Below are 26,859 nucleotides of genomic sequence, written 5' to 3'. Positions count from 1 at the left end.
TTTTGCTACTATGCAGTTTATACAAGGTAAATCAAGGCATTCAGCCTACATTGCAACTCAAACGGCAGAAGTACTAGACCGATATCTTAAATAGATAATTTTCCGCGTAAATTGTAGATATAGTGTAAAAATAGTTACTTAAAACCCTTTGCAGGGAATCTTAAGTATAGAGATACTTTTTTGTCAGGGCAGCAACCGAACTTTGTTGGTTGTCTGGTTAGTAAAAATTGAACAAGAAAGCAGAGGGAAAAAGGCAGAAGGGATAAATCCCTTCTCCGATTGCCCGATAGCCCAGCGTTAGCGACGCAGTTTAACTAAGTTAGTTATCTACTAAACAATGACTACTTTTAACTTCTCTATACCAAGACAAACGCAACATCTTTGGCAAACAATTTCGTCACATTGGTCTCATTATAATCGTCCAGATAAACAGCGATTTTTGGGTAGCATTCAGATTAGTCAAAAAGCCACAGACCAAGTTTTAGATGTTGTAGGCTATAACTTGAGCAACCTAAGTACAGTTACTTATAATAAGTTATATGAAAGATTCGATGAACCTGAGCAGAACTGGTTGAAAATTCTAACTTTTGCTCTATCGGAGTATGCATATTATTATTCAAGCGTTGAAGAAAAATTTTGGTATGGTTTTTGTCAAAGGTTAAAACTTTCGTGTAATCAAAGTTTAGAGAAGACACTACGTCGGATCGTTGGTGAAGGGTTTGACCTACTTGGTCTTGTTAAAGCTAAAGGAGGGTATCCCTATGTATCAACCTTATGGCTGCAAAGTGGTATTCCTCAACAAAACCTCAATCATTTTGCCCACTTAGTTCAGGAATTCTCAAATGAATATGGATGGTGGGAAATTGCCCATAGCTCATGTGAAGATATTTCTGAAGAACTGTTTGATTTTTGTCACGAAAAGCATCCTCAATGGACTACTCTAATTCATTTTCTTAAATCTAGTTGCCCGCAGAAAGAAAACGAGGAAGTTGAACCAATATCCGGGCAGTTACTTCAAGGTATTGCTATTATTGCTGTTGAACTTGAACGTCAAGGAACATTACCTGAAACGCTGAAAGATGACAATGAGCGCGAAAAGCTGCTGAGAAACTATTACTTACCAAACAATTTTTTCTTGAGGGACTGGAACAGTTTAATTCAGGTTTTAACTCCTAAACAGCGTCGTTTTGGTAATAGCCGTAAAATAATTAGTCGTCGCCAAAAGCCTCTATCACTGGTTTTAGATGTTACTGAATCATTGAATATGCAGCTAGTGCTGCCAGAACAAAGCCTTTGGAAGAAAGGTTGGGAACGCTTAAGTGGTACTTTCTGCCAAATTCCAGCAGCACATTGGGAAGGTACTATTCCCAATAATCCAGGATTAATGATTCCCGAACAAGTTGTAAATATCAAAAGTGGGGCTGAACTATGGGAATGGCAACTCTTAGATCATCGAAAAAATTGCTTAAATGAGTGGAAGCTTGAGGGTGTAGCCAGCAATCTGCCTTGTCTAATATTCGATGCTGGGACAGGCGAACACTTAAATTTAGACTCTACTAATCCTAGCATCAGGGGAGCCAAAGAAATTATTTTCTTTACTCCTAAAGGCGTTTGTCTAGACTTTGGTAATGGTATTGAAATTGTAGATACTTGTGTACCATCTAGTATTAGAGGCTGGCAAGGTAAACAGCTGACACTGACAACGAAAGAATCATCAATTGTCTTCATAGCTTTCTCCGATGAAGAGATTACTACATTCCCAACGATTAGCTGGAAACTTTCTTATGAGGAACAACCAAGCTTAAGAGGACTGAAGCTCAAGGGTAAAAAATCTGTTTATTTAGAAATTCCCACGTTCTGGTATCCGCCTATTGAAGGACAAATATCCTTAAATGTTTCTATCGAAAATATCACCCATCAAAAAACAATTATTACTACAACTGAAATAATACAACCAAGCGATAAATGGCAAGCAATTCCTCTCGATAAATGGATTATTGAAGCAGGGAAATATGAAGCCCGCTTTTGGAATCAATTTCATCGCTGGTCATATAAGTTTGAAACTCAGTCAAACTATCAGATGGCTAGCAAGCCAGAAATTAAAAGTTTACTAATTAGTAGCAGTTCGCAAGGACAGGTAGAAAACTTACCTATTCATAATGGTTCTGCTGATACTTTTTGGGCAGAAGAAATTCAAATGAAAGGTCTTTTACCTCTAGAAATTATCGGTTTATCTTTATATGATAGGCAGGAAACTGTATTTTCTCAATGTCAAGCAGATTCATTGGGTAATTTACACATAAACTTGGCATCTTTCTATAATTTATTATCTCCTCATTCTAATTGGTATGCTTTAGATTTCCAGAGGATAGGCGGGGAAACACAACGTTTAATAGAAATGGAAGTTGCTTCGCTGGTAATTAGCTGCACTTGGGATAATCAAGCAGTTCAAATATCTGGTTTATTACCTAACGAACTTTATTCTCTTTCATGCTGGAATTTACTCTTACCTGAAAATTCGCCAGTAGAAATTAAAATTTACCCAGTTTCGTCAAATGAAGATAAAATTAATGTTCCGTTAAAATTGCAACCTGGAATTTATAATATTCAGATATTAGGCTCACGTAAACTACGACATAACCTTGGTTGGTGGTGTGGTAGTAATCAAAATGATTTACCGGATGAAGTCTTAGAAAATGAGACTTTAGAAAATTACTGTTACACAATTCTTGGTGACGAATCTGTCCAAGATTTTTTAAATGCCGCTCAACATTTTGACTATGAATATCAGTTACTAAAAACTGCTATTCATAGCCTCTGCGGTTTAGCATATTTTTTTCCAAAATGGTTAGATAATAATTCTCTTACCAACAAGCTACAAGCTCTCCTTAATACTTTTAAAATAGAACTTACAAATCCGGCTAGACGAGAAGAGAAAACTATTTCAAAAGCGAAAAATAATAATATAGCTGACACGAAAAAGAATTGGTTATTAATAAAAATAACTAGCCCACAGAAACGTGAGTATGTTCATAACATCATAAGACATATAGAAAAAAAAGACAATCTCAAAAATGAAATTTTAAGTATTCAACTACCAAAGCAATGGATTTACAAAGATTCTATATTGATGCAATGCACCAATATAAAAAATGTTCAGAGTTATATCCAAGAAGTGGAGTACGTTCAAACAACTCAGCCATTAACATATCAAGATGCTCAAAAAATATCATAATTTATTAATAAAATGTTAACTGAAAAAATTACTCTAATACTCAGCAATCATCGCAATCCGAAAAATCCGGAGTTCCCGCAGGTTTTAACCAAGCATGAAATTGTATCAATAATAAGTTCAAGCCTTTCTCCCAACGAATCTCAAAAGAACCTAACAGATAAAATTCAAAACATCCTAAATGAATTACAAGCAGAAGGAGAAGTGCTAGCAGGGAAACGAAACTATTACTGTATGGCTCCTCCGATGGTTTTAGCCCAGAATAAAGAAGATTTAACAAGTTTGCTATTTCGGGGCGATCGCGCTTATTTGACTCTGGCTCATCAAGTCCTAGAAAGTCAACAAAACCCTCCAAATCCTTTAGTGTTACGACCTAAAAGTAATCAATTTCATAGGATTAAAAACCGTCTTCATCAAGTTGGTATTCGTTTGCTAACTATTTCAGATAGTATTGAAAATTTCCCAATCCCAAGAAAACCCTTGAAATCGGAGTTGCGTTCAACTTGGACAGAAGACCCTTTTTCTATCAAAAATTGGCAAAATGGAAGCTATATTCAGCGATACGTACCCTGTAATGAAGCGCAGAAAGAGCGTTGGCGCAATCCGAGCCGCGAAAGTATCAAAAATGAAGATATATTGCACTTACCCACAGGTGAATATCTCTGGTTTGAAGACCAAAATTTTTATGAATTAGAGCCAGATTTAGCTATTTTAGCCATGTTCTACCAGGACAAACAAATGGGATGTCCTTTAAAAATAATTTGGGATGAACCTCCAGGAAAGTTAAATTTGCAAGGTGTCTATCTTCCCAGTACCTATGCACGGTGGTTATGGCATATTTCTGAGCCTGGAGAAGAATACAGAACTCGAAATTTTCAATCAAAAAACTGGCCACTTGTAAAAGAAGCATTTAAACGTTTAGGAGCTAAATTAGTATGACTAAATATCTAGATCCAATCGCAGCAGTTGAACAACCCCGTGCAGACTTTATTCGCTATTTACTTACAGCTTACCCCCTACGTGACCCCCATCTCCGCTACGGTTTTAAGGAATTATTAGAGCAACCTGGAAACCTTTGGCAACATCCTTACCTCGAAGGTTCTCAGCCGTATAAATCAAGTCTTAGTATCAATGATTTGGTCGAACAAGGGGTTTTACACCCTGATATGGCAACACTATTTATACCTAGTAGCCGTCGGTTGTACGAACATCAAGAAAAAGCTATCCGCGCAGTTGTGGAACAACAGCAAAATATAGTCGTTGCGACTGGTACAGGTTCGGGAAAAACTGAGTGTTTCCTGACACCCATGCTCGATATGCTACTGAAAGAAGGAGATAATTTATCGATCGCTGGAGTGCGGGTGCTAATTTTATACCCGATGAACGCTCTGGTAAATGACCAAGTTAAACGTCTGCGGCAATTATTATGTCGCCAAAAGACGACAACCAAAACTAAATTTGGATTCTACACCAGTCGCACCGAAAAAGACAGAGGTAAAGCAATAGAGTCATTAAGAGAAGAATTTGCAGCTTACGATCCAGAGGAACTGCGGCAATTATTTACCTCGGCTGAAATAAAATCTATAAAAGATGAGGAATTAATTGATAAAGCTATTGAAAAAACTAGCCAAGTGCAATTACTCTCAAGAGAAGAAATGTGGGAAGCACCACCCCATATTTTAATTACCAACTACTCCATGCTGGAGCATATGTTGATTCGGCCCAAGGAGCGAGAAAAAATTTTTGAGGCTTCAGTAAATACTTTCAAAATGTTAGTAGTAGATGAAGCTCACACCTATGATGGTGCTAAGGGTAGTGAAGTTTCCATGCTATTAGAGCGTTTTAAAGCTTCCGTAGGTGTGGAACAAAAAGGTAAAATTCGCTGCATCGCTACCAGTGCCAGCTTAGGAGATGCTTCGGTTGATGATAAAGTTATCGCATTTGCAGGAGAGTTTTTTGGTGAAACTTTTAGTCAAGTAATTCGCGGTCAGCGTCTCAATGCCAAAGACCGATTAGGCAAACCTTATACTCTACCTGTTGCACTTACTAATGAGGAAATTATACAATATTTAAGTATTATCGAATTACCACAACAAGGTTCTCCAATTAGTTCCTGGTTTGACCCACTGAGCGCTATTGTACCCGAACAACAACTAAAATTAGCTGAGTCGCAAGCTGATAGCGATATCCACAAATTCCTCTGGTTTGCTCTCAAGGGGCATCCCTTAATACATAGACTGATTAATATACTTTGTCGTGAACCTAAACCTTGGAAAGAAATAGTTCGCTCTACAGAATTATGGGGTGTAAATCTGCCAATTAAATTAGATGGTAGCGTTGATGATACAGATGCAGAAGTTGCACTAGCTCATTTGCTGCAAATAGGTACTCTCGCTCGTGCAAATCCAGATGATTTACCTTTACTTCCTGTGAGATTACATCTTTTATTTCGCAGTTTAGAGGGACTTTATGCCTGTATTAATCCCAAATGTTCGGGAGCAGCGCACGACCCAATTTATTCAGACCGTGAAGTACGGTATGGGCAACTTTATTTGAATGAGAAAAAAACCTGTGAATGCTGTGGTTCCCCTGTATTAGAATTGGGCAGTTGTTCTCAATGCGGTCAGGGTTATGTATTTACTCAACGCCAAGATTCGGGAAAACTAAAATCTCTACCCAGATCAATTCAAGCATTAAAGGATAATACCAATATTTACACTTTAACTTCTGGTAATTTAGATAGTGTAACAGAAGAAGAGGAAATAGGTGAAGATGAAGAGGAGCAAGAATCAATAACACTAAAAACTTTTAAATTTGAACTTCAGAAACATGGCTGGATTGGTAAAATTTCAAATGAAGCGTTTACGAACAAAGTAACAGCAGAAAATGAATTTACTTTAGCATGGCATCGCCAAAAAAATGATGAGGATAAAGGCAGTTGTTATTTAAACAGATGTGCTGCTTGTGGTGCTGGAACTGGGCGTACTACTTTAGCAATCAATCGATTTGTGACTTATACAGATGGCCCATTAGAGGCGATGCTTGATAGTCTCTTTGAACTACTACCAGAAACAGAAAAGACTGATAAAAACTCTTCAAAGCGGAAATTACTTACCTTTTCTGATGGTCGTCAAGATGCAGCATTTTTTGCCTCAGACTATCAACGTACCCATACCGAAATGCTATACCGCCAGATGCTTTGGCAAGCATTTCATCAGGTAAAAAACGCTGAAAGTATTACATCTGTTAATCAATTAATTAACCAACTGAAAGCAAGATTTTTAGAATTTTATATTCCTCACCCTGACCGAAAATCTGATGCAAATTATAAAAGTTACCGTCCTAACGATCCAGAGGAAGAACCTAAAGATAGAAAAAATAGAATAGATGCAGAAGATTTAGCTCAAAAACGAGCTAAGGAAATATTAGTTAAGGAATTTGCTCTCGTTTTGAACCGTCGTTCAACCTTAGAAGCATTTGCATTGTTAACTTGTCATATAGAATTGGAGAAGCATTTAATAGAGTCAGTTGCTCGTAAATTTGAAATCAGCAATGATGAGGCGCAGATTTTCTTGACAGTTATTACTGACATCATCCGTCGCACAGGAATTGTTAGCATTGAAGGCTCATCCAGCTACTTTCAAGAAACCGGAGGCGATGGTCGCCGTCCTGAAATGATAGATGCTCAGGGAAAGTCTAAAAATTACCTATTTTTAGAAAAGTCAGGTGATGACACAAAAAAATATAAAGACTCTCCCTCTTTTATGCCTTGGAAACAAGGAAAGGTGAGAAAACCACCAAATCGTTTGGGTTGGTACTTTTTACAAATATTTGGCGAAGAGAAACTTCCTAGTAAAGAAGATTTTATATGGCTTTTCCGGCAACTTCAAGACTTTGGCTTGCTTGTTTCAGCTAAAAAGGGATATCAACTTAACTGGGGACAGTTAAATATTTTTGAGACGCGGCAAGATTGGTATAAATGTAATTGCTGCCAGCAGGTTTTTCATGTTCCAGGTTTATCAAAAATCACTCTTGGAAAACTTAGCGTTCAAAGATGTTCGGCTTATAAATGTGGTGGTACTCTTGAGTCTTACACACCTGAAAAAATTGAACAAACCTCTGCGGAACATTATCAGCAATATTTAATTACAAAACGCTTACCTTTACCACTGCGATCGCAAGAACATACAGCACAGCTAGGTGTTGCAGAACTAGAAAAACGCGAAAATCGTTTTCGCCAAGGCCGCATCAATATGCTCAGTTGTTCAACAACCTTAGAAATGGGTGTAGATATTGGTGAGTTGCAAGCGGTGGTTCTTCGCAATTTCCCTCCCCATGTTAGCAACTACCAGCAACGAGCCGGACGCGCTGGACGACGTACAGATGGTGTAGCTATTACTTTAATGTATGGCCAACGTCGTCCCCACGACCGCTTTTATTTTGAGCAACCAAAAGAGTTAATTGCTGGTAGCAATCAAATCCCCAAGCTTGATTCTGGTAACTTTCAAATACAACAGCGTCACATTCATGCTGAGTTACTAGCTGCATTTTTACGAAAAAACTGGAATCTCAGTGCAGAAGAAATAAAAATAGCAGAGTTTTTGGATTTACCACTAGAAAATCCTGCTTCCTCTGAAAATTTCACTCCTCCTGCTGAAGCCAAGATTTGTAAGTTACAACAATGGTTAAATAGCAATGAAGCAGCAGACCTAGCAGTGCAGTGGCTAACTCGGTTAGGTAGCTTGGAAAGTCAAGCAGCTATAGTGCTGAAAGGCTTTAAAGATGGGATTGAAGATTTTCAACAGCAGCAACTTCAAGATTGGAATAGTTTAGCGGAAGATATGCTTGAACTACGAAACCGCATTACCGACCCATCTGAAACAAAAAATTTAGAGAAAATAGCCAGATTCATCGCTGGGACAAAGCGCGAACTTGATAAAATTGGCTCTCGTCGCTTACATGACGAACTAGCCCAAGCCAGTATCCTACCAATTTATGGTTTTCCTATTGACGTAGTTCGCCTTTTGACAGGGGACAGCAATGAGTATAATTCAGCACAAGGCAAACATCGACTAGAACGCGATCGCCGGCTTGCTCTTGGTGAATATGCTCCAGACCAAGAAATAATAGTAGATGACCGAATGTACAAAAGTGTTGGCATTCTCAAACCAACAAAATTAGAACAAAAATTCTATTGGGTTTGCCAAAATTGCAATCATTTTTTAAATGCAAATACAGGAGATGAACCAGTAGATTATTGTCCCGTTTGTGGTGATGAGCCATCCTCACCTGCGGCTAAAAAAATGAAACTTTACAAAGTTCCCAAAGCATTTACAACTGATTGGGAAAAACTTCCAGAAGTCACCCCATACATTAAACCGCAGCGTCAACCAGTATCTCAGATTTTTTTAATAAATGATGGAGATTTATCAGAAACCTTATCATCACAATTGGGTTTGTATACTCTTACTGTTAGCAAAGGTGGTAATTTCTTTTTAGCTAATCAAGGTTCCTATGGTAAAGACAAAGGGTTTGATAGAAAAGGATTTGCAATTTGTACTACCTGTGGACGCGATTTGAGCGATTTATTACCCAAAGGAGAAACGAAAAAAAGCCGAGGTAAAAAAGCAGCCAATAAAAACTCTGCAACCAGCCAACAATCATCGCAAATTGCTCATACTCATCCCATAACGGGAAAACCATGTTCTGGCCGCTATACATTGATGCATTTGGGACATGAATTTTGTAGCGATTTGCTAAAAATTGTCTTTGATTCCAAAACCGAACCTACACCCCTGTTCGGCAAAGATGGAGAACGCGAAGATGATGGCGAAATTTTTACCAATACAAAAAATCGCAACCGAGGTTTAGAATTTTGGCGTTCTCTCACCTATGCATTGTTAGCAGCAGCAGCCCAAGTAATTGACGTACCGCGTACAGAATTAGATGGACTGTTTACGCCTCGTTCGGACAAACGCGCTAACATTATTATTTATGACAATGTGCCTGGAGGAGCAGGATACAGCCGTCGCATTGCCGAACGCTTTGATGAAGTTTTAAAGACAGCATTAAAAATAGTTTCATCGTGCAACTGTGCAACTAGTTGTTATGATTGTTTACAAACTTACTCAAACCAGCCATTTCACAACCAGTTTAATCGTCATTTAGTGGCAAATTTTCTGAGACCGATAGTTGAGCAAGTCAGTCCGGATGAAGAATTACAAAAATTTGCTCCCAACTCCAATAGAATAAGTTTGTCTCTCATCGCAGATAACTTACCAGCAATTTGCAGAGCAGCTGCACCAGATACTTTAATTTATTTACCCAAACTAATTGATGAGTTTGGTTTAAATAAAGGTTCAAATTTGCCTTGGTTAAATCTGCTTACAGATGCAGTTTATTCTATGAGACTGATTAATCAGCCACTTGAATTAATAGTAAATTATTTGCCAGACCCCAATGCACTTTCAAATGCTTCTTTAGACCAACGAAATCACCTCAAGGTTTGGCGAAAACGCTTACAACAGTTGATAGACCAAGGTTTAGTAAAACTTTATCAGGCTTGTGATGAACATTTCCCTGAAAATTTACATAAGGATGTCCCAACTCTCTGTTTCAATAGCAACCAAAGTAACCGTATTGCTCTTTCATTGCAGCAATCTCCAAATAATAAACCACAGGTATGGTTTCAAACCCGGAGCCTAGAAGGTGTTAAAACAGTTGTTAGTCGGTTAGAAACATTACGCCAACAAGCAAGACTTGTGCAAGCATCTGAGTTAGAAGACCTAAACACTACCGTAATCTTCTTAAACCCCTATGAGAAGGAATGGCGCGGCGACTTCAGCATATCAGAACTTAGAAATAAACTGAGATTAGAGGCTGCTTTATCTGGAAGCAAGGTGACGAAAGTTGTGTACCGCGATCGCTATCTGAGGGAACAAGGGGCTTCCATTTTAGTTGAATTATTAAAATGGGGTGGATTTGATACTCAATCTCATGTCGAAATTCTCACAACTGAAGATAAGGATGCTAAGAACGCTTTAACCATAGAGAAAGAGCTTAAAAAAGTATTTTTTCAACTCCAACCAAATGAAAATAATTTATTGGTTCGAGTTAAACGCTCAGTTGATTTCAAACAATGGAGTCACCTTATTCCTCACGGTCGCGTTCTGGAAATCTACCGACAAGACGGACTGCATTATCAAGTGATTTTTGACATCGGGATGACCTTTTTAGCAAGAGAGCGCGGAAAATATCGTGTTAAATTTACTACTTATGTAGTAGTTGAGAAAACCATTTAAAATTTGAGGATGGCGAAGAATTGGCGTTGCACAATAGAGGGCTGTATTATCCATAAATTTCACTTTTACTAAATTAAAGGAACCATACACTTAACCCAGTTTTTGGTTAGACTGGCACTCACATCCCATCTATTGCATTTTCTTACCTCAGTGTTAGCCTCATGGGTGCGACCTCGCAACAGGAGTAGAAAGCATTGGCACTTAAAACGCTTGTGGTAATACACTTTTAACTTAAACACACAAGCGTTTCTTACTTTTAACATAATCGCTATATTTCATCTTCTGTCTAACAAAAATGGCTAACTGAAGTCTAACATTTAGCTAGACTTCAGTTAGACAAAAGGCATTGAGCCGAGATCCGCTATCAGAACCGCGCGAAAATGAATGGAAATACTTTATTTTATGGCGTAATTGAAATCTGTGGTGGAGAGTAATTGCCTCATAAACAACGATTTGTAAATAAATTTTGAGGCTAACGCCTCATGCGTTGGGCAATCATATTTATGTAGTCCAATGGTTAAATCTAGGGTTTCAAACAACTCTAATCGCTCCAATCAATCTACTGCCAAAACTGCTGCTTCTAATCCCAAAGCTAATACCAAAACTCAAGCAGCTAAATCTAAAGCTTCTAACACTCAATTGTCAGACCTTGATATTGACGATATTGACCCAGAACTTCTCAGCGACAGTTATAACCAAGTTAGACGACCGTTACTGCCTTACGGCATTGTCGTTAATGACAAACCCGCCGGACTTCTGATTCCAGAAGACCAGCTAGAAAAGGCTGGCTGGCTTGATATGCCACAGGAGGACGACCTAACCATTGTCACCCTAACTGAAGATGTTACTGGACTCTTAATTACTCAAGCACGTTTACTGGTTTTAGCTTTTGTACCAGAGTATATCCGTTATAAATCAGATGTTGAAGACTTAGGTGGTTCTTTTGTTGGACTTTATGATGAATACAAGCATAACCTTGACAAGAAAACAATGGATGTGTGTTCAGAACATGCACTGGTGTTTCTGGATGAGGATAATCAACCCCTGCATACTACTCCTGTCGTTGTCCGCTTTAAGAATGTAGCTCTCTGGAGTTTTAAGTCAGTGCGTGAGGAGTTTTACCGTTCTTTGGAGAAAACCTTTGCTGACTATTTCCAAGTGCCATTTAGCGGCAAAAACGATAGGTGGCGTAGCTTAGGTGTGCTGTCAGTCGAGTTCAAAGCTGTCAAAGAAGGTGAAGGTAAGAATAAACACGACTGTTGTAAGACTGTAGACTATACCAAACCCACCGTTGAAAATCTGTCTCAATTTTATTTGGGTCAGCCCACAGCTAAAGCCCTCATTTGGCAACAACATGATGCGATCGCTGGTTTTAATGAACCTCAATCCCTACCTGCTTTGCCAGGAGAATCGGTATCTGTAGACGTGGAAGTATTGCCACCAAATAAGAATGGGAACAAAACTCAAAGCGTTCGTAAATCCAAACCAGCAGCCAAGCCACCTCGCAAAATTCAACTTATTGACGATGATGACTTCCTCGATGAAACCGACGATTTGGAAGCTGAGTTAGACGATGATGATTTTGAGGAAGAAGACGATGAACTGGATGATGAGGAATAGTCCAATGCAACTATAGCGTCTGTACTGGTAAACTACCCACTACTTAGTGCTGAGTCATGAGTCCTGAGTCCTGAGTAGATTAAAAGTCACTCAGTACTTATGTACTTGGTATATACCCCACACAGCAGTTGCTCCACTTGTGTGCGGTCTTTTAACTGAACACGGGCTAAACGCCCCGCTATCCATGTACAGCACTCTTCATCCACCATTGACCTAGATACCGATTTAATGGGAATTTCCTAGAGGTTTTAGATGAAAATACCCTGCCGTAGCCAAGAAGACTATGGCAGAGTTTTATTCTAGATTTTGATTGATCAACTTTGGAAATTTTTACTATTAGTAAAAAGCTGACTATCAGCAAGTTGATAGCCAGTGCCATTGAAACAAAAATTCAATTGACGTAGCTGCTCTTGCTCGGTTTGCAGTACTTTAATACACGGTAATGCCTGACCTCGGTTCTCTCCCACTGACAACAAATGTTTACCTGGTGGCAGATTGGGATTCAAGTAACTCAAGAATACCTGAGTAATTGGTTTGTCCTTTCTGAGCCAGTAACCAGTATACAGACATCCCAAAGCACCACAGACATCAGGCATATTCAAGTTGAAAACTGCGAACCTGCCGTCTTTTCCTTCCACACTCCAAGCCAGTATATTTTTAGCAGATACTTTGGCATTTAACTCTGTATTTTCTACAATCACCTGTTCAACGACTGTAGCAGGCACAACATTAGCAGCTTTGTTCCAAGTAACGGTTGCCGCATTTAAGCTACAGCCCCCTAAGCCCATGAGAATCGACAGCAACAAAAAAATGCCCAAACCAATGCGAAACCAATGAACCCAGTAGCGTACCCTCATAGTCGGTGCTGGTAATTGATATGCAGTTGCCTTCAGTGGTTGAGACTGAGTAGGGGAGGCGGAGGGAGAATAAACTCCCTTTCCTTCCGCTGTTTGCCCAAAGTGTATTTTTGAATTGGTATCAGTATCCAGTATTTCTTTTATCTCATGGGGTGAGGTAATAGAGGTTTTAGATAAATCTGTCATACTCTACCTACCATTTTGAGTATTTTTAGCAGTGCTGATGTAGCTAGAATTTACATTAGGAGAACAGGTCAGCGTTCCATTATCGCTATTACCATTGCGATAACTAGCTAAAGCGGTTTTGCCGTAATCTTTGAGACTGAGGCGACCGAGGGCATCTGAGCCATTTCCATCAACTTTGCTGTAATCACCACCAAAGTGCTTTTGAGCCACTCGTTCAATTAGGCGATCGCCCGTAAATGGCTGTCCTGTAGCCGGATCGATTTGCTCTTGTGTCACTTGAATTTTGTTAGCCATATCAGCCATAAACGCCCTATCTTGGTCAGCTGGAGGAAAAAACTCAAATAGTTCAGCCTCTGTTGGTTGATGCCCTTGCTCCACTTGACTCAGGAACTCTTGACCTCCAGGCTTGGCAGCAATTAACTGCACTGCATAAGGGTTATAACTCATGAACTGGTAGCGACCGAGAGCGCGACCACAATTTAAACCCCCATCCGCACAGGTATGTATGCCAACTGCTTTGTAATCCCCGCTACCAGCGCTCTCAATTTCCGCAATTGCATTTGAGAGCGATCGCAAATCAATACCAGAGAATGATTGACCTGTTATCGATTGACTAGCATTACTGAACGCGCATGGATTAATCTTCTCTCTTACTCCAGTACCGTTGGTAGTCTTAGCTTTAGGCTCTCTTGTAGCTCCGGTTGGTAAAGACGTAGTATTTGTCCTCTGTTCACTCAAATTGCCTACAAATATCAGGGAGTTAACCTTGTAGCTGAAAAAAGGAACAGGCCCGATAAAGTAAGGTGTACAACCCATTCGCCAAGCACAAAACCGAAAGAACAAAGCCGTATCTACCGTATCAGTAGTTTCATCCGGCTCCATTACCACCACCTTAAAAGCTTTACCAAACGGTAGCCGTCCTGTTGGTTCCCGACCGTTGTTCACTGCTTTCAGGATACCCCGCCCGCCCTCGACTTCTTGGTATTTACCGGAAATCCACTGCTTACCTTCCAACTTACTGCGATCGCTACGACCTGCATTTTCCAAATCATCCAATTCTAAATAAGCGCAGTCTTTTACAGTACAAGGCACAGAAAACCCTTGCACGTCTGAACCAGAAATCGTATTGTTACGGCGGTTTTCTGCTGGCCCATGAACTACATCAATCCGCATTACCAAGCTACCAATTTCAGTGATGGGATTAGGCATTAATCCTAAAGGTACTCGTCCCAAACCAGGAATATCCGAAACATTGCTATTCATCCAACCTGTAAATTGTTGTAGCTGTACTGCATCTAAGTTAGGAATTGAAGAGATAGAAAACTCTGACAAGTCGATTTCTCCCAGCTTCATTTGCCCAACTTCATACTGTGTTAGTACCTGAGCTAGTGTTAAATTAGATGCAGCAATTCCCTTTGATTTTAGTAAGGTTGCAACAGGTGTAATATTGTTTACTTGTGTCTTAGCTAATTCGGGAACAACCTGAGCCAAATGGATCAATGTCTGCTCCCCAATCAAGGGAAATTCACTCAAGGCAATTTTGTTAAAATCTATACTTTTAATGTCTGCGTTCGCCTCTGGTTGTGTGCCCAGAGCGATCGCCTGGATCGCCTGTAAAGAAAACTCCTCTGCCTGTAATGCTTCACTGATATCTCCTAACTTCAAATATTGGTCAGGAGTCATACCCACATTCCAAGTGCGACTCAGGTCATAACCTAGTGTTTGACTGTAGGGACTGCCATCAATTGCACCGGATTGACTGATACCTGGTAGCTGGGCCAGAGAAATGCGGCTCCAGTCTGGCAACAAAACTTTAGTAGCAGGTAGTCGAGACTGAGGATTTGCAACTTCTACAATTCGAGTCGGTAAATTGCCATCACCAAATGTGTTGATTGTAGCTTGTGCGGCGATACTATAAATAATACAAGCAATGACAACCAGAAGAGATATCCATGCTTTTGGTATCTTCATAATTTCAGGTTTAAAAATGACAGCAACTACACCCCACTAAGCAAAGTTATTTATTGAATAAAAACCCAATTAATTGTTGCTTATGGGGTATAGGAAGAGAGTGAAAATATGACTTATAACTCTAGCTCCTCTTCTGCTGACCGTTGACTTTTCTTAGACTTGTAACCTGAGCCAGAGCCATATCCTGGTAATTGAGGATTGGGATTAGCAGCCGATTCAGTGTAAGGTGTATCCCCAAGATTGATTTCAAAAATATTCTCTTGATAACCATCCCTAAATTGGTCTGCTTGCAAGGGATTACTACTATCTCCAGAACTTAATTGCTCAACACCGTAACATAAAGATTGATAGCCACTGCCAGACTGATAATTACTACTGTCGTCAGTATCAAGATTTTGGTTAATTGTGGGTTCATTATTCATTGGCATTACCTAAAAAACCTGTAGCAATGCCAGCATAAAAAAATTTATCTAGTATCAGCCTTCACCTATTGGACATTAATTTTTTAGCCGATTGGCTATTTTTGGTGATGCGCTCATATCGAGATGAGAAATGGAGCAAATGAATTTAATTTCACTAGAAATAATGGCAGAAATCAGTAATGCTAATAGTACCAAACTGCCAAAGAACACCCGAAAAATGCTACAAATTATGGCAAGTTTAAATACACCAAAAGAATTATTAGCAAGTCTTTTGGAAATAGCTGAATTTTCCCTACACCATGTTCGCTATCTTGCAGGGCCATTGGTAATTCATCGCAGTCCTTGGAGTGATACGATTCCCCAATGGCTGAAGTTTGCTTGTATTCAGGAGCGATTAGAACTTATCTTCACTGAATACGAACAGGGTCGGGTTGGTGTTTCCAGCACAGCCACAGAAGTTCTTACCTACATGATGCCAGCAACTTACGAAGCTTCTCTGCATAGAGACTACGCTGACCTTTATCTTTGGGTAGGTAATGAAGTTTTAACCAAATACGATAAATTACCAAAGGGTTGCAAGAGTTTTTATGAATTTATAGGTGATGGTGATACGAACAATGCCAGCAATAATCGCATCATTCATTTTAATCAGGTAAAAAATGAATTCAACTATCTTAGCAGGTCAATTCGACGCAGCATAGTTAAACACGCAGCACAAGAGGGATGGGGTAAGCGTCATGTCAATACCAAGTCTAACTTAGACTCGACCCAAAGCACTCCAACTCCTAAACCTTCATCAAATTCAACTGTGCAAATTAGCTTGTTCTGAATTTTCAAAAAATCCTCAGTCTATTCAACTTTTCATCTGAGGATTTTTCTGTTAAATGTAAGTGATCGCTTCTTTCATTATGAACATAAATTTTCAAGTTAGTCATCATGAATACTCAAGAAATTCAAGAAATTTTAAATCATCTCATCATTGGAATTACAGCCTTCTATACCGTTGTGATACTCGTTGATTTCGTTGTGGGAATAGTCCATCTGTGGCAGAAATTTACGCTCAATATCGAATCCCATACCAACAACACAACATCTGAACAATCACACTTGGAATATATTGATATTAAGAAATCTCTCAAGTTGGAAAATCAAAATCAATCAACTAACCATATTACATCAAAACCAGAACCTCAACCAGACAACTTTATTAGCATTGATGTAGACAAAATTGATTTACGAACAGCCAGAAAAATTGCCACTGCCATAAAAAAAGCTTCAACATCCAATCCTGACTTAATTATCAAACAAAAAGTCAACAGTAAAAGTGTTCCTTTAGCCTGGTTGCAAGCACAGATTAAGCATCGTTTAGAACTGGCACCAGAAATTGTCACACCCATTATTAGAGAATTGGCTCCTACTGCTTTTACATCTGCTCAAGAGAATATTCAGCATTCTAACATCGCAAAAACAGATAAGCGTAAAGTCAGTTAATCATATAAAGAGAGGAATATCGATAGTATTACCTCTCTTTCATAGTTTTTCAAATCTTTGTATAAAACTAATTTGAAGTTGCTAGATATACAAGCTATCGCTTCCAGGTGACAAATTCAAATTTAATTTATTATGAATACAGGCTTAGTAAATACAAATAACACCAGTATTTATACCCCACAATATACTCTTGTTTCCAATGTTTCAATTCTTAATTCGGCTCTCCAACCTCTGTTTCAGGCAGAAATTTTAGCCATAGATTGTGAAACAACAGGACTTGACCCTCTAACTGATTCTATTAGACTGATTCAAATAGCTGCACCAAACCATCCGGTAGTGCTGATAGATTTACCAGCTATTCCCAAAAGCGATCGCCCACTACTCAAAAAACTGCTTTGTAACTCTGCTGTCAAAATTGCACATAATGCCAAGTTCGACTGGCAATTTCTCACCCTCGCAGGACTTCAACCCTCTGGTCAATTCTTTGATACCCAACTTGCTTATAAAGTTCTAACCGCAGGATTAAAAACAAGCTCATCCTTACAAAATATAGTTAAAAAGCTACTACACCTTCAACTAGATAAAACTCAACAAATCAGTGATTGGTGTAAACCTCTTACCAAGGTTCAATTGCACTATGCTGCCGTAGATGCTGCCATATTACTTGACCTTTACCCAATTCTCCTCAAGAAGTTAAACCAGGCAAAGTTACTCAAAATTGCCCGACTGGAATTTCAGTGTATGCCTGTTGTAGCTCAAATGGAACTTAACGGAATGCTATTTGACTTGTCTCGATGGCAGATACTAGGTACAAAACTAGAAGCTGAAAAAACAGATGCTTTAAACCAACTCAAGCAACTCCATATTACTAGCTCTCAGATGTCATTGCTGCCAGAACTGACAGATGCAGTAAACCCAAATTCACCTCAGCAAGTTTTGGCTGCTCTACAAGCTATTGGTATCAAAATTAACTCAACTAATCAAAGTAAATTAGTTTCTTTAGCTGCACAGTATCCCATAATTCAAGCATTGCTAGATTACCGCCGTCTATCTAAAATTATCGGCACTTTTACCGAGAAACTACCCCAGCATATCCACCCCAAAACTGGGAGAATTCATCCCAACTATTATCAATTAGGGGCAAAATCCGGTAGATTTTCTTGCCGCAAACCACCTCTACAAAATATTCCTCGTGATGAAGCTGCCCGTAGCTGCTTTATTGCTGCCCCTGGCTATAAAATTATCAAAGCCGATTACTCCCAAATTGAACTACGAATTATGGCTCGGCTTAGTGGTGATACAAAGATGTGCCAAGTCTATCGCCAGGGGGCTGACTTACATCGATTAACAGCATCTCTAGTAACTGGAAAATATATCAATGAAGTGACTGAAGAAGACCGCAGACTAGCAAAAGCAATAAACTTTGGATTAATTTTCGGTATGGGCGCTGCCAAACTCCAAATTTACGCCCAAGTAAAATATGGGGTGGCAATGACATTAGAGCAAGCAAAAGCTTTCAGAAAACGATTCTTTGAAGCTTATCCTGGAATAGCTAGGTGGCATGAAAACATCAAACGTAAATACATCCAAGGCATTAAGGAAAGTCGTACACTAGCAAATAGACGACGGAGATGGGTAAACAAGCCCCGACTATCAGAGCTATTTAACCATCCAGTACAAGGTTTAAATGCCGACATCAACAAATTAGCTATGGTAAAACTTTCAAATCCATTAGCTAAATTCAAAACAAAACTCATCTGTGTAAGGCATGATGAAATTGTACTGGAATGTCCAGAGACTGAAGTTGACCAAGTTAGCCATATATTACACAATTGTATGGTTGCTGCTGCCCAAAAGTTTCTCAGTCCTATTCCAGTTGTTATAGATATTAAAACATCAAATAGCTGGTGAACTATCCCAACTTGCCCAGTACGACTGAAGTTGGATTTGCAGTCAAGCTATTCTGAGAAGATTTGTCAAAAACTCAATTGCCCTCCTCACAGTATAGCTCGTGCAAAAATGTGGTTAAAGGGCATTTCGTTTTTGATCCGAAGCACTATCCCCGCTCTATCCCAATACCGTTTAGTTAAGGACATTTATCTGTTAGGGCGGGCTGTTCTTGAGCAGGGGAAGCAGGGGGAGAAAAAGGCTTAACCCAAGCGTATTACACCCTATCCACTATTTATGGCTATTCCTGAATCGGTATTCTAGCCATTATAAATAACGGAACTATTTTAACTATATCTGCTTACGCAGATTGAGAGTGAATCAAGAGTTTAAAACCCGCTTAATTGGGTTTGATTTGTGTGTCTATAAACTCTGTGATTGATAAATACCTGATGTAAAAAATGAGTTCCAATATTTACATATTTGAGGTGTATCAATGTCTAACCCCCGGATTTTAGGTGCAAGAGAAATTCATCTAATTTCACTCTACAGTCACTGGGAATTTGGTATGAAACCAGAAGAATTTTATGCCAAATGGGATGTGAGTTATGAACAAATTGCCTTAATATGCTGTCGTTCTGATTCTACGGTCAGAGGTTGGTTTAAGCAAGGTAAGTTTAGACGCTATCCTCAGCGTAATGATTTACGACATTTGGCATTCATGGACTTTTTACTTGAACATTTTGAAGAAGTTCCCGAACAAATTTGGCAATTGCTATGTCTGACTCATTCGCCTTGATCTCAATAACATTTTTATTTTACATATAGCAATCTGGTTTGATTACTGAAAGTTTTTTAAAACAAAAGCTTTGCCCTGCAAGGTTTTCAGACTCAGTACACAATATTTCATTCCAGTCGGAACGCTATATATCTGTCAAATCAATCTAATACACACATAATTTTAATTGTCAATATCAATTTGACCTGTCTTTGAGTATACCTCCTCGTTTAAGGTAAAATTTGGCGATTTAAAAGCACATAGCATGGTTATTTTACAGCATTTTTAAGAAGGAAAATATGACTTATTCTGAGCAATTAAAACCGTGGTGTATTGTCCGTGATATTCCCAATCAAGAAAATATTGTTGTGAAAAGATTCCGCCGACGGGATGATGCTGTTGCTTATCTGCAAGTGTTGAAGCAGTCACCGAGAGATATTGCTTTTAAAATCCTTTTTAAGTAAGGCTCAAAATATCAATATTCCACGGGATAATCAAGTTTTTCACGGTTCGTTTTGAGAAGATTTGAAAATCATAAAAATACTAAATTATGGGATGATATAATCCCGTGTTTTCGTTAAATTTACACCCCATACTCTACTACGCCAGGAATATAAATGTTAAAACTGTAGGCTCAAAAATTAATGGTTTGTAGCATTTTTTCAAACAAGGGATCGCCAAAATTCATTAAACGTAGTGAAGACATCTCATCAAAAATATTAGGGTAAAAAGTAACCATGTAATTCTGCCCTTTGTAATTCAGTTGCCAAGTACCTTCACTCCTTCTCTCAAACTGCACGCCACTGGCTTTTAAAATTGCTGAGTCGGTGAATAACTGCTCAATAGTTTCTGGCGTAAAAAGGGTAGAGGTGATTGGTTTTTGAATTTCTACTAAGTCAGCTTCTAAATCCATTGCTACCATTTCTTCAATTGCGAGACGAGGTGGTGGGCTGTCTAACACAGAATCGAATTGAGACATTAAAACATCCTCTTCTTCTGGATCAGCACTCATAACAGCCCGTTCAATAAAGGTAGGGACTTGGGCTAGAATAGGCTGAAGATTACCAACAACAGTGGCAAAGGCATTAATGCGATCGCGCAATTTTCGATAAACCTTTGCTTCTACAGTGCCATCATAATAAAAATTGTGAATCCGCACAGTCGGGTATCTTTGTCCAATGCGGTCAATTCTCCCAATGCGCTGTTCGACCCGCATCGGATTCCAAGGCATATCATAATTAATCAACACGCCGCAATTTTGTAAATTCAACCCCTCAGAAGCAGACTCAGTACAAAGGAGAATTTTGATTTCATCTTGGCGAAATCGGCGTTTAATTTCTTCCTTGGGTACTAAACACCACTCCCCATTCTGGTACAGTTCCCCACCACGACCTGAATAACAAGCTACTTGGCTACCGTACAACTCCTTCAATGTATCCCGTAGATAGTCCATCGTGTCAGTGTACTGGGTGAAAACGATCGCACTTTCTCGGTCAGTTAATTCTTGGCGTAAAATCTGAATAAAGCGAGAAAGCTTGCTATCTTCCCCAGTGTTTTCAAATTGACGTAGTAATTCTTCAAGATATTGAATTTCCTGGGGGTCTACTGGTTCAAAGAAAGATTCCAGCCCAGCAATCACTGCATCATCCTCATTATCCACATCTACTAAATCGTCGTCACTTAAAACGCTTCCCTGTTGAGTTAATAAATAATCCAAACGACGTTGTAGAGATGACTTGATAGCATAAAATGAACTGGTCAAACGTTTACGGTAAAGGGTCATCAAAAAACCCAAACAAGAACGCTGATCTATTTGTGCCAGTCGGTAAAAGTGACGTACATAGTCGCTGACAGCTACATAAAGCGGTACTTCCCGTTGTGGTTCCAGCGTAATAGCATTATCCTGCACAACTCTAGTAGGAATATCCCGCTCTAACAATCCCCTTTGATAGTATTGTCGGAGAGTGTCGCGGGTGTGGCGGAACATCAAGTCTTTTAGGGGCGTGTTCACTGTCAAGTATTGGCGTGAGGTGTCGATAAAGTCTTCATCTGCCAATAGTTGTTTGTGATTGGAGATTTTCTTTCCCCGTTGCCAAGTATCCTGCATCTTGTAAGCAAGAATGCGATCGCTCTTACTCAAAAACTGCTCTAATCTAGAACAAGGTTGTCCACCACGCTGAAAATAATCGCTAGACATGACTTGCCAAAAATTCATGACTTCCTGCTTGACAGCACCTTGTAGCGAGGCGAAATAATAGCAGAAGTTATCGCCATAACTCCAATGCCCTTGCAATCCCAGCAGGTTTAACAAGTCGAAAACTTCTATGGCATCAATTTGCATGGGAGTTGCTGAGAGAAGAATCAGGGATTTTGTCTTCTCCTTCAGCTGTGCCATTAACTGTAACAAGCGATTAGGCGTTTCCTTGCGGTCTTGGGGACTTTTGCGGCGTGCATGATGTGCTTCGTCTAAAATTACTAAATCCCAAGGTTCTGCCGATAGTAGCTGGTGCATTCTGTCAGTTCTTCGTACTAAATGAGAAGAAGCCAGGATTAAATCTTGAGTATTCCAGGGATTAGCTACTGCGGGGATAGTCCGCTTGTAAGGGTCTTTAAATTCCGTAGATGTATAACTCCAGAAATGCAGATTGAATTTTTCCCGTAGTTCTTCTTGCCATTGGGGTTGGACGCTAGCAGGTGCTAAAATCAGTACCCGCTTCACTTTTTTGGACAACAGCAGATAACGCAGAATTAAACCAGTTTCAATTGTCTTACCTAAACCAACTTCGTCCGCGATGAGAAAACTTTGGGGAAAATTTTGAGCAACGCGGCGCAGGATTTTAATTTGGTGTGGCCAGGGGTGAATGGGAATTGATTTTAAACAAAAGTCCAAGCAGCCGGGATGTTCATGAATATTGGCAAGTTGAGTAAATGCCAACCGTTCTTGTTCTCTTACTTCTGTAGAAATAGCTGAAGGGTCTGGTTTTAATTCCGGTTCTGGTTGTGCTTCTGGTTCTGGTTCAGTTAATTCTATTTTTTTTAGAGGTCTAGAGTCAAATTCAGCTTGGGCATTCCAATCAGGTTTAGTAGATTTTGCGTAACGCAACAGCTTTTTCTGTACCGCTTCGGGAACTTCAAAAACTCGCACGTTAGGCGATACGTCATACCAAAGTTGCTCAAATCTCGCTACTTCTTCTTCAACTCTATCTAGTTCCCTTCCTCCCTCCCAAGAACAATAAACATGAAAGGATTCTACATTCCTCTCCCAGCCACCGATAGATTCGTTATTGGAACCGTTAAATGCTAATTTCTCGCCCTTGCTATCAGTAAAAATGCCAACTTTTTCGTGAAATATATGCTGTGGGTCTAGTTGCTGTGTACTATCTTCTGGTAGTCCATTTTCTTTGAGAGGAATAGCAATTTTAATATCGAGATATTGGTTTTGAATCAACCAACTGAGAATTTCTAAGTGTTTGAGTTGGGCAAAACTTTCTGGTGGTTTTAAGTCTGCGTCTAGACGAGATAGCAATGCGTCTCGCAGTTCGTATCCCTGTTGAATTGCTTGTAAATCTTGGGGGCTAAACTGACAACCCATGATTAACCGCATTCGCCCTTTGTTGTGCAGCATTGCACCTAAACCCCGTGCAACTTTACTCAGGATAGCACTGCTAAAAAAACCTGCTTTCCGGTCATATTGAATGGCACACTCCAAAGCAGGAATGTAGAAATCAGTGATGGTGTTGTGGGTGTTGCTGGTGTAACTAATTTTCCAGGGATATTCACGCAGGTTTTTCAACTTTCTAACCAGTTATCTAATTTTAAGTTGGGGATATTGATAAAATCTTTAATATTGTTAGTAACAAGAATATCGTCACGAGAACGAGCTACAGCAGCAATCAAAGCATCAAATTCTCCGGTTGGTTTCCCAATTTTTCTGAGTTCGCTTTGAATCTTGCCAAATTCGATAGCTGCTTCTATTTCAAAAGGTTCTACTGGTAGGAGTTCAGTAAACTGTGCTAATATTTCTAGATTCTTGGCTACCTGTTGGGAACAATAAACGCCTTTATATAGTTCTGAAACTACAATAATAGAGAGATAGCACTGGCTGAAAAAGCGATTAAATTTAGTAACAGCTTGGGGATTTTCGTTCAGCAGTGCAATACAAATGTTGGTATCTAGTAGATACATTAGCCGTCATCCCGATTATCAAGTGAGTCTAAAGTTCTGCCTTGATAAGTATGGCGCTGTTCGTCAATTTCTGTAAATACTTCTGTTAATTCCGGTTGATTCTTCCAAGCCCCAAATAATAGATTTAGTCTAGCTAGTCTCTCGGAGTCTGTTAATGGTGGTTGTAGTTCTGTAATTTGATTGGTAACAATTTCTACGTCTATGATTATTTCTGTCCCATCGGGAATATTATTAAGTTGTTCTAGAATTTCAATATTTTGACCACGTTTTATGCCTCTAACCTTCATGTTTGATTATCTCCTATAATTATTAGTTGACTGATGATTGATGATTGTTAGCAAAGAAAGTCATGATATAGCTTTTGTTAAGATTGGATAATTAATTTAGAAACTTTATCCGATAAATTTTGCTGACAAGCATCAAACCATTCTTGAATCAATTTCTCTTTGCCATCTGGAACTTCATAAAATCTGAAAGACATCCCGCTACTTCTAGATATTCTGACAACTCCTGACAGGTCTAATATCTCCTGATTGATTTTAGCGGATATTTCTAATGGGATAGATACAGATTCGATTTCTTTGTTAGATGGGTGTTCTGATGGAATTCCTCTGCTTTCTGCTGTTTTTTTCGCCAGTTCTAAATCTTTTAACGCCTCAGCTTGACCTGTAGATTTTAGCTCTACACTAAAATCATATTGATTCATTTTTTATTTCCTCCATTAATTAATTATGACAGTTGTCTGTTAACGGTCAACAGCCCTCAATCATCAGTCTCTAAATTCAAACTCATTTGTCCATAATTTAAAGATAGCTCAGGTTGCACATAAGACACTTTAGCTTTGATTTCATCCATAGCCAACCACAAATCTAATAACGCTTTTTCTTCAGTCAGGCGTTTCTTTTCATCACCAATGCGCGGAATTACTTTCAATGCTACTTCAAATGTCCGCATAAATAAATCGTTGCTAACTAAGCCTGTATTTTTCATAAATCTGCGGACTGGTTCTGTATTTTCTTCCTCTTGGTAAAGGGCGATAATGGCGTGGAGTCCATCAACTAAATATCTGGCAGAAAATTCAGTATCAGTGACGGAGAAGGCGCGTTTTTTCAGGCGTTGTTGCGGGGTGAGTAATTTACAGTAACCGCTTCCAGAATCGAGGAGTTTGTGTTTTTTGACTAAATCGGAGACATCAAAACCACCCACTGCTAAAGCCAGTTGTCTCGCTTCATCGAAGGGGAATTCTCGCGCTTCAAAGGTATCCCATGCCAAGATGTACCATTGGGTTAAGGGGTCGATACCGTTGAAGTCTTTACCTTCTAATAAATTTTGCAATCGGTATTCGACTACTGCTTGGCGTACTTCTTCAAATGCTGCTTTGGGTTCAACTGGATTCCCGGCGCTGTCGAGAATGGAACTATATTTGGTAAACACACTCAAAGCAGAACCGAAAGCACTTAAGCACAAGTTAATACCAGGGGGTTTAATGCGGCGTTGCGGATCTGCTACTCTATCAGCAGCAGGACGCGAATCTTCAGTTAAGCATTTTTCGAGTTCTGGTGCTTTTTCAAAGACGATATTTCGCACGTCAATTCGCACGTCATCCCACCAAGCTTGTTCGGCATTTGGATCGCGTTTGCGGCATACTAAAAGCACGGTGCTGGAAACTGCGTTTTTCTGTGCTTGGTGCAAGTTTTGCGGGTTTTCGGTACTGACTGCCCATGATGCGGTAATCTCGAAACCAGCATCGATGAGGGATTTGGCTAAGACATCCCACGCGCCGGAGTCTTTGTGGTTGAATTGTACTGTCATTACGCCGTCGTCGCGGAGGACTCGGTGGTATTCGGCGAACGCCATAGCCATTTTTGCTTCATAGTCTTGGTTGGCGAGTTCTTCTGGTGATACTCCCATGTTACGGAAGCGTCCTGGATTGGCGATCGCTTCTCTGTCTTTATCAGTTAGTTCGTTCAAGAATAATTCAGGAAAGATACTTAATAGATTTGTCCGAAGCCACACATAAAAAAAGTCTGAAATTTCACTATAACGAATAGAATCATAATATGGAGGGTCAGTAATAATTGCATCAATATATTTATCAGAAATGTGAGCTAAATTATCGGCTGATGCTGCAACAATTTGAATATTTTTTTTGTTTACTTCTTCAATTCCTGGCAAACTTTGAGAGCTAAGTTTAGTTCCTAATAAAGTACAAATACTATAATAATCAGATGTAAACGCATCAGCACATGACCACCATAGTTCGCCATTACCACTTAATTCTGGATAATTCCACATTAAATTTAATGCGTGTTGTGCTGATGCTCTTTTAGCACCTGCTCTTGAAGCATCCCAGTGATTTAATCTACAATTTGTATCGGCACATCGGTCAAATACTAAGGATAAATAAGTTACAATTGCCTCTGCTTTGTCATGCTCATATTCATTCAGAATTAGAGATTTTGCTTTATCGATAATTTCTACATAAGTTACAAGACTTAAAAGTTGACGCGAGTTAAACATCTCATACCATTTATAAATACCATAGAGATACATATCTGGCCCCCTGTGGGTATTTTCAGGTATTTCCTGATTTGGCATAAAACCAGATAATTCCCATTCATTAATTTTATTTAATAAAAAAGAATATGCTTTTTCTATAGCTTCATTATCTATAGCTGTAGGTGTTCTAAATTCTAATGAACTACTACTTTTACGGTAAGCTACTGCATATAATTGATGCCCTAATCCATTTGATTGAGCATAAGCTTTTATAGTTTCATCTTCAATTACACTATTACAATTAGGACATTTACCAACACCTCTACTAATGCTATTCTTAGTATCTGGATCATATTCCCCATCATCTGTTTGAATAGTTGCCCCCTTTACCTTCCTACCCTTAACCAATTCAAAATCAACTCGTTTATTT

Annotated in this window: 17 protein-coding genes; 9 read left to right on the top strand and 8 right to left on the bottom strand. The window is 39.2% G+C overall.

The genetic code is table 11. From position 1 onward, the window contains the following. Window positions 1-337 precede the first annotated feature (337 nt). The 4 genes from RMZ42_RS06735 to RMZ42_RS06720 all read left to right on the top strand — a co-directional run bounded on the left by RMZ42_RS06735 (window position 338) and on the right by RMZ42_RS06720 (window position 12,153). Window positions 338-3,235 carry a chromosome partitioning protein ParA gene (locus tag RMZ42_RS06735; RefSeq protein WP_322670672.1) on the top strand — a complete coding sequence of 966 codons (2,898 nt, stop codon included), beginning with the start codon at window positions 338-340 and terminating at the stop codon, window positions 3,233-3,235. Between the two features lie 12 nt (window positions 3,236-3,247). Continuing rightward, the gene (locus tag RMZ42_RS06730; protein WP_322670671.1) at window positions 3,248-4,171 is read left to right on the top strand and encodes a hypothetical protein; all 924 of its coding nucleotides are present in this window, start codon (window positions 3,248-3,250) and stop codon (window positions 4,169-4,171) included. Beyond that, window positions 4,168-10,533, top strand: coding sequence for a DEAD/DEAH box helicase (locus RMZ42_RS06725; RefSeq protein ID WP_322670670.1), 6,366 nt, complete (start codon window positions 4,168-4,170; stop codon window positions 10,531-10,533). Before RMZ42_RS06730 ends, RMZ42_RS06725 begins: the two co-directional genes overlap by 4 nt. Before the next feature lie 513 nt (window positions 10,534-11,046). Beyond that, the gene (locus RMZ42_RS06720) at window positions 11,047-12,153 is read left to right on the top strand and encodes a DUF5895 domain-containing protein (RefSeq protein WP_322670669.1); all 1,107 of its coding nucleotides are present in this window, start codon (window positions 11,047-11,049) and stop codon (window positions 12,151-12,153) included. A gap of 314 nt (window positions 12,154-12,467) precedes the next feature. Here the strand turns inward: RMZ42_RS06720 and RMZ42_RS06715 are convergent, their stop codons facing one another. The 3 genes from RMZ42_RS06715 to RMZ42_RS06705 form a co-directional block, all read right to left on the bottom strand. Beyond that, the gene (locus RMZ42_RS06715; protein WP_322670668.1) at window positions 12,468-13,196 is read right to left on the bottom strand and encodes a hypothetical protein; all 729 of its coding nucleotides are present in this window, start codon (window positions 13,194-13,196) and stop codon (window positions 12,468-12,470) included. Between the two features lie 3 nt (window positions 13,197-13,199). After that, window positions 13,200-15,167: a M23 family peptidase gene (locus tag RMZ42_RS06710; protein ID WP_322670667.1), complete on the bottom strand. Its 1,968-nt coding sequence runs from the start codon at window positions 15,165-15,167 to the stop codon at window positions 13,200-13,202. Between the two features lie 113 nt (window positions 15,168-15,280). Next, window positions 15,281-15,589 (bottom strand): hypothetical protein, encoded by a 309-nt coding sequence (locus tag RMZ42_RS06705; protein WP_322670666.1) that lies wholly within the window; start codon window positions 15,587-15,589, stop codon window positions 15,281-15,283. A gap of 139 nt (window positions 15,590-15,728) precedes the next feature. On the opposite strand from RMZ42_RS06705, the gene RMZ42_RS06700 reads away from it, so the two are divergent. The 5 genes from RMZ42_RS06700 (at window position 15,729) to RMZ42_RS06680 (ending at window position 20,209) form a co-directional block, all read left to right on the top strand. Then, window positions 15,729-16,418: a hypothetical protein gene (locus RMZ42_RS06700; protein ID WP_322670665.1), complete on the top strand. Its 690-nt coding sequence runs from the start codon at window positions 15,729-15,731 to the stop codon at window positions 16,416-16,418. A 107-nt stretch (window positions 16,419-16,525) separates the two neighbouring features. Further along, window positions 16,526-17,080 (top strand): hypothetical protein, encoded by a 555-nt coding sequence (locus RMZ42_RS06695; RefSeq protein WP_322670664.1) that lies wholly within the window; start codon window positions 16,526-16,528, stop codon window positions 17,078-17,080. A gap of 132 nt (window positions 17,081-17,212) precedes the next feature. Then, on the top strand, window positions 17,213-18,991 hold the full coding sequence (locus RMZ42_RS06690; RefSeq protein ID WP_322670663.1) for a bifunctional 3'-5' exonuclease/DNA polymerase: 1,779 nt from the start codon (window positions 17,213-17,215) through the stop codon (window positions 18,989-18,991). A 472-nt stretch (window positions 18,992-19,463) separates the two neighbouring features. Next, window positions 19,464-19,766 carry a hypothetical protein gene (locus tag RMZ42_RS06685; protein WP_322670662.1) on the top strand — a complete coding sequence of 101 codons (303 nt, stop codon included), beginning with the start codon at window positions 19,464-19,466 and terminating at the stop codon, window positions 19,764-19,766. Between the two features lie 278 nt (window positions 19,767-20,044). Next, window positions 20,045-20,209, top strand: a complete 165-nt coding sequence (locus tag RMZ42_RS06680; RefSeq protein ID WP_322670661.1) for a hypothetical protein — start codon at window positions 20,045-20,047, stop codon at window positions 20,207-20,209. A gap of 170 nt (window positions 20,210-20,379) precedes the next feature. Here RMZ42_RS06680 and RMZ42_RS06675 read toward each other — a convergent pair whose 3' ends face one another. The 5 genes from RMZ42_RS06675 to RMZ42_RS06655 all read right to left on the bottom strand — a co-directional run bounded on the left by RMZ42_RS06675 (window position 20,380) and on the right by RMZ42_RS06655 (window position 26,837). Next, window positions 20,380-23,538, bottom strand: a complete 3,159-nt coding sequence (locus RMZ42_RS06675; RefSeq protein WP_322670660.1) for a DEAD/DEAH box helicase — start codon at window positions 23,536-23,538, stop codon at window positions 20,380-20,382. After that, on the bottom strand, window positions 23,535-23,930 hold the full coding sequence (locus RMZ42_RS06670; RefSeq protein ID WP_322670659.1) for a type II toxin-antitoxin system VapC family toxin: 396 nt from the start codon (window positions 23,928-23,930) through the stop codon (window positions 23,535-23,537). Before RMZ42_RS06670 ends, RMZ42_RS06675 begins: the two co-directional genes overlap by 4 nt. Beyond that, window positions 23,930-24,217 (bottom strand): hypothetical protein, encoded by a 288-nt coding sequence (locus RMZ42_RS06665; protein WP_322670658.1) that lies wholly within the window; start codon window positions 24,215-24,217, stop codon window positions 23,930-23,932. Before RMZ42_RS06665 ends, RMZ42_RS06670 begins: the two co-directional genes overlap by 1 nt. A gap of 77 nt (window positions 24,218-24,294) precedes the next feature. Continuing rightward, complete coding sequence (locus tag RMZ42_RS06660; protein WP_322670657.1) at window positions 24,295-24,636, bottom strand: hypothetical protein; 342 nt, start codon at window positions 24,634-24,636, stop codon at window positions 24,295-24,297. 56 nt (window positions 24,637-24,692) lie between these two features. Further along, the gene (locus RMZ42_RS06655; protein WP_322670656.1) at window positions 24,693-26,837 is read right to left on the bottom strand and encodes a DNA methylase; all 2,145 of its coding nucleotides are present in this window, start codon (window positions 26,835-26,837) and stop codon (window positions 24,693-24,695) included. Window positions 26,838-26,859 lie beyond the last annotated feature (22 nt).

It is taken from the genome of Nostoc sp. DedQUE05, assembly GCF_034530955.1.
Taxonomy (GTDB): Bacteria; Cyanobacteriota; Cyanobacteriia; order Cyanobacteriales; family Nostocaceae; genus Nostoc.
The sequence above is the reverse complement of the archived record's forward strand: the minus strand, read 5'-3'. Positions and strand labels throughout refer to the sequence as shown.

Coding starts and splice junctions, on each gene's coding strand:
- RMZ42_RS06730 (WP_322670671.1), top strand. CDS start 3,248: ATGTTAACTGAAAAAATTACTCTAATACTCAGCAATCATCGCAATCCG.
- RMZ42_RS06695 (WP_322670664.1), top strand. CDS start 16,526: ATGAATACTCAAGAAATTCAAGAAATTTTAAATCATCTCATCATTGGA.
- RMZ42_RS06735 (WP_322670672.1), top strand. CDS start 338: ATGACTACTTTTAACTTCTCTATACCAAGACAAACGCAACATCTTTGG.
- RMZ42_RS06685 (WP_322670662.1), top strand. CDS start 19,464: ATGTCTAACCCCCGGATTTTAGGTGCAAGAGAAATTCATCTAATTTCA.
- RMZ42_RS06710 (WP_322670667.1), bottom strand. CDS start 15,167: ATGAAGATACCAAAAGCATGGATATCTCTTCTGGTTGTCATTGCTTGT.
- RMZ42_RS06715 (WP_322670668.1), bottom strand. CDS start 13,196: ATGACAGATTTATCTAAAACCTCTATTACCTCACCCCATGAGATAAAA.
- RMZ42_RS06690 (WP_322670663.1), top strand. CDS start 17,213: ATGAATACAGGCTTAGTAAATACAAATAACACCAGTATTTATACCCCA.
- RMZ42_RS06725 (WP_322670670.1), top strand. CDS start 4,168: ATGACTAAATATCTAGATCCAATCGCAGCAGTTGAACAACCCCGTGCA.
- RMZ42_RS06660 (WP_322670657.1), bottom strand. CDS start 24,636: ATGAATCAATATGATTTTAGTGTAGAGCTAAAATCTACAGGTCAAGCT.
- RMZ42_RS06700 (WP_322670665.1), top strand. CDS start 15,729: ATGAATTTAATTTCACTAGAAATAATGGCAGAAATCAGTAATGCTAAT.
- RMZ42_RS06680 (WP_322670661.1), top strand. CDS start 20,045: ATGACTTATTCTGAGCAATTAAAACCGTGGTGTATTGTCCGTGATATT.
- RMZ42_RS06705 (WP_322670666.1), bottom strand. CDS start 15,589: ATGAATAATGAACCCACAATTAACCAAAATCTTGATACTGACGACAGT.
- RMZ42_RS06720 (WP_322670669.1), top strand. CDS start 11,047: ATGGTTAAATCTAGGGTTTCAAACAACTCTAATCGCTCCAATCAATCT.
- RMZ42_RS06665 (WP_322670658.1), bottom strand. CDS start 24,217: ATGAAGGTTAGAGGCATAAAACGTGGTCAAAATATTGAAATTCTAGAA.
- RMZ42_RS06670 (WP_322670659.1), bottom strand. CDS start 23,930: ATGTATCTACTAGATACCAACATTTGTATTGCACTGCTGAACGAAAAT.